This window comes from Chromobacterium fluminis (assembly GCF_011602385.1).
Taxonomy (GTDB): domain Bacteria; phylum Pseudomonadota; class Gammaproteobacteria; order Burkholderiales; family Chromobacteriaceae; genus Chromobacterium; species Chromobacterium fluminis.
The window spans coordinates 1-6,083 of record NZ_JAAOMA010000099.1 but is presented as its reverse complement, the minus strand read 5'-3'; the positions used below and the strand labels follow the sequence as shown (position 1 = coordinate 6,083).

At 69.5% G+C, this 6,083-nt stretch carries 6 protein-coding genes; all 6 read left to right on the top strand.

What is annotated here, in order from left to right; all coding sequences use genetic code 11:
• A partial coding sequence (locus HA052_RS26875) for an ABC transporter ATP-binding protein (protein WP_240937597.1) occupies positions 1 to 741 on the top strand: 741 nt, incomplete at its 5' end.
• Between the two features lie 19 nt (positions 742 to 760).
• Positions 761 to 1,531, top strand: coding sequence for a transporter substrate-binding domain-containing protein (locus HA052_RS26870; protein WP_166454405.1), 771 nt, complete (start codon positions 761 to 763; stop codon positions 1,529 to 1,531).
• Between the two features lie 40 nt (positions 1,532 to 1,571).
• Entirely contained in the window at positions 1,572 to 2,285 is a 714-nt protein-coding gene (locus tag HA052_RS26865; protein ID WP_081551187.1) for an ABC transporter permease, read from the top strand.
• Positions 2,286 to 2,298: 13 nt separating this feature from the next.
• Positions 2,299 to 2,994, top strand: coding sequence for an ABC transporter permease (locus HA052_RS26860; protein ID WP_166454404.1), 696 nt, complete (start codon positions 2,299 to 2,301; stop codon positions 2,992 to 2,994).
• A 32-nt stretch (positions 2,995 to 3,026) separates the two neighbouring features.
• Positions 3,027 to 4,229, top strand: coding sequence for a pyridoxal phosphate-dependent aminotransferase (locus tag HA052_RS26855; protein WP_166454403.1), 1,203 nt, complete (start codon positions 3,027 to 3,029; stop codon positions 4,227 to 4,229).
• The gene (locus HA052_RS26850; protein ID WP_166454402.1) at positions 4,226 to 5,821 is read left to right on the top strand and encodes a 5-guanidino-2-oxopentanoate decarboxylase; all 1,596 of its coding nucleotides are present in this window, start codon (positions 4,226 to 4,228) and stop codon (positions 5,819 to 5,821) included. Before HA052_RS26855 ends, HA052_RS26850 begins: the two co-directional genes overlap by 4 nt.
• Positions 5,822 to 6,083 lie beyond the last annotated feature (262 nt).

Below are 6,083 nucleotides of genomic sequence, written 5' to 3'. Positions count from 1 at the left end.
GTGGAAAATCTGCGCAAGCGCTTTGACAGCCAAGTCGTGCTGGACGGCGTCTCCTTCGCCGCCTCCGCCGGCGAAGTGGTCTCGCTGATCGGCGCCAGCGGCTCCGGCAAGAGCACCTTGCTGCGCTGTCTCAATCTGCTGGAAGTCCCGGACGACGGCCGGGTGCTGATCGCCGGCGAGGAGATCGCCCTGCGCACCGACAAACGCGGCCGGCGCACGCCGGCCAATCCGCGCCAGGTGGACCGGCTGCGCTCGCGGCTGGGCATGGTGTTTCAGAACTTCAATCTGTGGCCGCACATGACGGTGCTGGAAAACCTGATCGAGGTGCCGGTGCGCGTCCTGCGCCAGCCGCGCGCCGAAGCAGTGGCGCTGGCTGAGGCGCTGCTGGAAAAAGTGGGCATGGCGGACAAGCGCCAGGCCTATCCGGCCTTTTTGTCCGGCGGCCAGCAACAGCGGGTGGCCATTGCCCGCGCGCTGGCCACCCGGCCGGCGGTGATGCTGTTCGACGAACCCACCTCCGCGCTGGACCCGGAGCGGGTGGGCGAAGTGCTGCGGGTGATACGCCAGCTGGCCGATGAAGGCTGCACCATGTTGTTGGTCACCCATGAAATGGCCTTCGCCCGCGAAGTGTCCAGCAAAGTGCTGTTTCTGCATCAGGGCCGCATCGAGGAAGCCGGCCCGCCGGAACAGGTTTTCGCCGCGCCGCGCAGCGAACGCTGCCGCCAGTTTGTCAACGCCTGACACCCCAGGGAGAAACCCCATGAATCGATTCCGCGCCCTCATCGCCGCCTTCGCCGTCCTGTACTGTGCCGCCGCGGCGGCCAACCCGCTGCGCATCGGCATCGCCGCCGAGCCCTACCCGCCGTTCACCATCAAGCAGAGCAACGGCCAATGGAGCGGCTTTGAAGTGGAGCTGGTGCACAAGCTATGCCAGCGCCTCAAGCAAAGCTGTCAGATCGCCGAAGTATCCTGGGACGGCATCATCCCCGCGCTCAACAGCAAGAAGATAGACGTGATCTTCAACTCCATGTCCATTACCCCGGAGCGGGAAAAAGTCATCGCCTTCAGCCTGCCCTACTACTACACCGCCGCCGAGTTTGTCGGCCCCAAGGGCCAGAAAGCCGTCCTCAGCCCGGCCGGCCTGAAGGGCAAGACCCTGGGCGTGCAATCCGCCACCACCAACGCCAACTTCCTGAAGAAATACTACGGCGCCGGCTCCGTCATCCGTTACTACAACACCCAGGACGAACTGAACGCCGACCTCGTCGCCGGCCGCGTGGACCTGATGCTGCTGGACGCGCTGGGCGCCAACGACTTCCTCGCCGGCAAGGACGGCGCCGGGCTGGAATCCAAAGGCCTGGCGCCCAAGGACCCGCTGTTCGGCCCCGGCATCGGCGCCGGCCTGCGCAAAGCCGACGTCGCGCTCAAACGGCAGTTCGACCAGGCCATCCTGCAACTGCGCGCCGACGGCAGCTTCGACGCCATCCAGAAGAAATACTTCAAGGTCAACATCTCGCCGGACGCCAAGTGAGAGCGACCCGCCCGCCTGAGCCGCCCCAGGGAGAGCCTATATGCTGGATTCACTGCAACAAGCCTACGACGCCGTAGTCCGCGACTGGGGCCCCGCCCTGCTGCAAGGCGCCGTGGTCACGCTGGAAATCTCGCTGGGCGCTTTCGCGCTGGGCCTGGTCATAGGCCTGGCCACCGCGCTGGTCAAACTGGGCGGCCACCCGCTGCTCAAACGGCTGGCCAACGCCTACACCAGCGTGTGCCGCGCGCTGCCGGAGCTGCTGCTCATCCTGCTGCTCTACTACGCCGGCGGCGACGCCATCAACGCGCTGGCGGCGCTGCTGGGCCAGCCGCAGGTGGAGGTGAACGGCTTCGCCGCCGCCATCGTGGTGCTGGGCATTGTGCAAGGGGCTTACGCGGCGGAAATCATGCGCGGCGCGGTGCAGGCGATACCGCACGGCCACATCGAGGCCGCGCGCGCCTTCGGCTGCGGCCGCTGGCTGACCGCCCGCCGCGTGATCCTGCCGGAGATGATGCCCTACGCGCTGGCCGGCCTGGCCAACCTGTGGCTGGTGCTGATCAAGGACAGCGCGCTGATCAGCGTGGTGGGCTACAGCGAACTGCTGTTCACCACCAAGCAGGCCGCCGGCTCCACCCGCCAATACCTGCTGTTCTACCTGACCGTGGCCGCCATCTACCTCTTGATGACCCTGCTGTCCAACGCCGGCTTCAGCCTGATTGAACGCCGCTTCCGCCGCTGGCAACCGGCGCTGTGAACGGGAGACCCGCATGAACTTCCAATGGCTGCAAGACTACGGCCCCATGCTCTGGCGCGGCGTCGCCGTCACCGTGCAACTGCTGCTGCTCTCCGGCGGTCTGGGCTTCGCGCTGGCGGTGGCGGTGGGCTTTGCCCGGCTGTCCCGCCAGCCCTTCCTCGCCTGGCTCAGCCTGTCCTTCACCAACCTGATCCGCGGCACCCCGCTGCTGGTGCAGATCTACGTGCTCTATTACGGCCTGGGCAGCCTGTTCGCCGGCTTTCCGGCGCTGCGCGACAGCCCGCTGTGGCCTTTCCTGCGCGAAGGCTTCTGGTACGTGGCCCTGGCGTTGGCGCTGAGCGTGGCCGGCTATGTGGGCGAAGTGGTGCGCGGCGGCCTGGCCGCCGTGCCCAAGGGCGAACTGGAAGCCGCCCGCGCGCTGGGCATGTCGCGGCTGACCACGGCGCGGCGCATCTGGCTGCCGCGCGCGCTGCTGATCCTGCTGCCCTCGCTGGCAGGGGAAACCGTGCTGCTGCTCAAATCCACCGCGCTAGCCTCCACCGTGGCGGTGATGGACGTGCTGGGCGCGGCCAACCTGGTGCGCGCGCAAACCCTGCGCACCTACGAACCGCTGCTGACCGTGGCGCTGATTTATTTCGCGCTGGCCTGGCTGATAGAACGCGTTTTCCTAAGGCTGGAAAAGAGACTGCCGGTCCGCACCGCCTTCTGACATAGCCCGACACCATTATTACGGAGACCCCCATGCGCTTTTCCCCCCTGGTCGAACGCATCGCCGGCGAACGCGTCGATGCCTGGAACATCCACTTTGCGGCGCAGCAAGCCGCCGCCCGCGGCGAGGACGTGATCATCCTCAGCGTGGGCGATCCGGAGTTCGCCACCCCGGCCCCCATCATCGAACGCGCCGTGGCCGCGCTGCGCGACGGCGACACCCACTACAGCCCGGTGGACGGCCGCGCCGACCTGCGCGCCGCCATCGCCCGCCGCCACGCCGCCGCCACCGGCCTGGAGATGGACGCCGACAACGTCATCGTGGTGGCCGGCGCGCAAAACGGCCTGTTCTCCGCCGCGCTCTGCCTGTGCCAGGCCGGCGACGAAGTGCTGGTGCCGGAACCGATGTACCTGACCTACGAAGCCAGCATCCGCGCCAGCGGCGCCGCGCTGGTGCCGGTGCCGGTCAAACCCGCGGACGGCTTCCACCTGGACCTGGCCGCGCTGGAAGCCGCCGTCACCCCGCGCAGCCGCGCGATCTTCCTCGCCACCCCCTGCAACCCCACCGGCGCGGTGCTGCGCCCGGACGAACTGGCCGCGGTGGCCGCGCTGGCCCGCCGCCACGACCTATGGGTGGTGGCCGACGAAGTCTACGCCGGCCTCAGTTTCGAAGCCCCGCACCACAGCATCGCCGCCCTGCCCGGCATGGCGGAACGCACGCTCACCCTGGGCAGCCTGTCCAAATCCCACGCCATGGCCGGCTGGCGGCTGGGCTGGGCCGCCGGCCCGCGCCCGCTGATCCAGCACATGGGCACGCTGGCCCTGTGCATGCTCTACGGCATCCCCGGCTTCATCCAGCAAGCCGCGCTGCTGGCGCTGCAAGACTACGACGCCTTCGTCGAACCCGTCCGCGCGCTGTACCAGCGGCGGCGCGACCTGGCCCACAGCCTGCTCAGCGGCGTGGACGGCCTGCAATGCCCGCTGCCGGAAGCCGGCATGTTCCTGCTGCTGGACGTGCGCGGCTGCGGCCTGGAAGCCGGGGATTTCGCCTGGAAACTGTTTGAAGCCACCGGCGTCTCCGTGCTGGACGCCGCCGCCTTCGGCCCCACCGCCGCCGGCTTCATCCGCCTGGGCCTGGTGGTGGACGACGAACGCCTGGCCGAAGCCTGCCGCCGCATCGCCCGCTTCGCCGGCCAACTGCGCGCCGCCGCGCCAAGACAAAAGGAATCCGCATGAGCGCCACCCTGGGCAGCTACCTCACCGCCTGGCTGGCGGCTTACGGCGTCGACACCGTGTTCGGCATTCCCGGCGTCCACACCATCGAGCTCTACCGCGGCCTGGCCGGCAGCGGCATCCGCCACATCGCCGCCCGCCACGAACAAAGCCTGGGCTTCATGGCAGACGGCTACGCCCGCGTCAGCGGCAAACCCGGCGTCTGCTTCGTCATCACCGGCCCCGGCCTCACCAATATCGCCACCGCCATGGGCCAGGCCTACGCCGACTCCATCCCGCTGCTGGTGATCTCCGGCGTCAACGCGCGCGGCAAGCTGGGCTCCGGCGACGGCCACCTGCACGAACTGCCGGACCAGCACGCGCTGGCCAGCCAGATCGCCGCCTTCAGCCACACCCTGACCGCGGCGGCGGAACTGCCGCAAGTGCTGGCGCGCGCCTTCGCCGTGTTCGACGGCGGCCGCCCGCGCCCGGTGCACATCGAAATCCCGCTGGACCTGATGGCCGCACCCGCCGACGGCCTGCCGCCACCACAAGCGCCGGCGATGCGGCTGCTGCGCGGGCCGGCCGCCCCCGCCGCCATCGACCGCGCCGCCCGCCTGCTGTCCAACGCGGAACGGCCGCTGCTGCTGATAGGCGGCGGCGCGCGCCAGGCCGCGCCGCAACTGACCCGGCTGGCGGAAATGCTGGACGCGCCGGCCCTGATGACCATCAACGCGCGCGGCGCGCTGCCGGACGGCCACCCGCTGGCCCTGTCCTGCAGCCCCTCGCTGCCGGCCGCGCGCCGCCTGATCGCCGCCAGCGACGTGGTGCTGGCCGTGGGCTGCGAACTGGGGCCCACCGACTTCGACATGTACGTGGACGGCGGCTTCCGCCTCCCCGGCGCGCTGATCCGCGTCGACATCGACCCGGAACAACTCTGCCGCGGCCGCGGCGCCGACCTGCCGCTATTGGGCGACGCCAAAGAAACCCTGCAACTGCTGACGCTGCAACTGACCGACGCCGCCCGCCAGGGCGAGGAACGCGCCGACGCCGCCCGCCGCCTGGCCGCCGCCGAAATGGAACCGGAACACGCCGCCGACCTGGCCTGGCTGCACCGCGTGCGCGACATCCTGCCGCAAGCACGCTGGGTGGGAGACTCCACCCGCCTGGTCTACGCCGGCAACCTGGGCTTTTGCGCGCCGCGCGGCAACAGCTGGTTCAACGCCTCCGTGGGCTTCGGCGCGCTGGGTTACGGCCTGCCCGCCGCCATCGGCGCCGCGCTGGCCGAACCGGACCGGCCGGTGCTGTGCCTGGCCGGCGACGGCGGCTTCCAGTTCACCCTGGCGGAAATGGGCACTGCAATGGAAACCCGCGCCCGCCTGATCGTGCTGCTGCTCAACAACCGCGGCTACGGCGAAATCAAAAGCGCGATGCGCGCCGCCCATATGGAACCGCTGGGCGTGGACCTCTACACCCCGGACTTCCCGGCGCTGGCCCGCGCCTACGGCTGGCGCGCCGAAACCCTGGCGCTGGGCACCCCCGAACCGCTGCTGCGCCAGGCGCTGGAACAGGCCGCCGCCGCCGCCAACCCCACCCTGATAGAAATTGAAGCTTAAAGCGCGCGCCGGCCCGGCCCCGGGCCGCGCGCCGCAAACTCAATTTGCATATAACCCGGACGCGGCGATAACATAACCTATCCACGGCGGCACCCGCCCCGCAAGCAATGCGAGACCGGCTCCGGGCATCCCTATGAGAGAACTCGAAATCGTCGAACAACTGGTCCTGGGCCTAGACCCGGCCGGCCGGCGCGACCCGTTGGGCACCCCCAAGGACCCGGCGCTGGACAAGGCGCGCGCGCAGTATTACGAGCAGCTCAAG

Coding starts and splice junctions, on each gene's coding strand:
- HA052_RS26860 (WP_166454404.1), top strand. CDS start 2,299: ATGAACTTCCAATGGCTGCAAGACTACGGCCCCATGCTCTGGCGCGGC.
- HA052_RS26850 (WP_166454402.1), top strand. CDS start 4,226: ATGAGCGCCACCCTGGGCAGCTACCTCACCGCCTGGCTGGCGGCTTAC.
- HA052_RS26865 (WP_081551187.1), top strand. CDS start 1,572: ATGCTGGATTCACTGCAACAAGCCTACGACGCCGTAGTCCGCGACTGG.
- HA052_RS26855 (WP_166454403.1), top strand. CDS start 3,027: ATGCGCTTTTCCCCCCTGGTCGAACGCATCGCCGGCGAACGCGTCGAT.
- HA052_RS26870 (WP_166454405.1), top strand. CDS start 761: ATGAATCGATTCCGCGCCCTCATCGCCGCCTTCGCCGTCCTGTACTGT.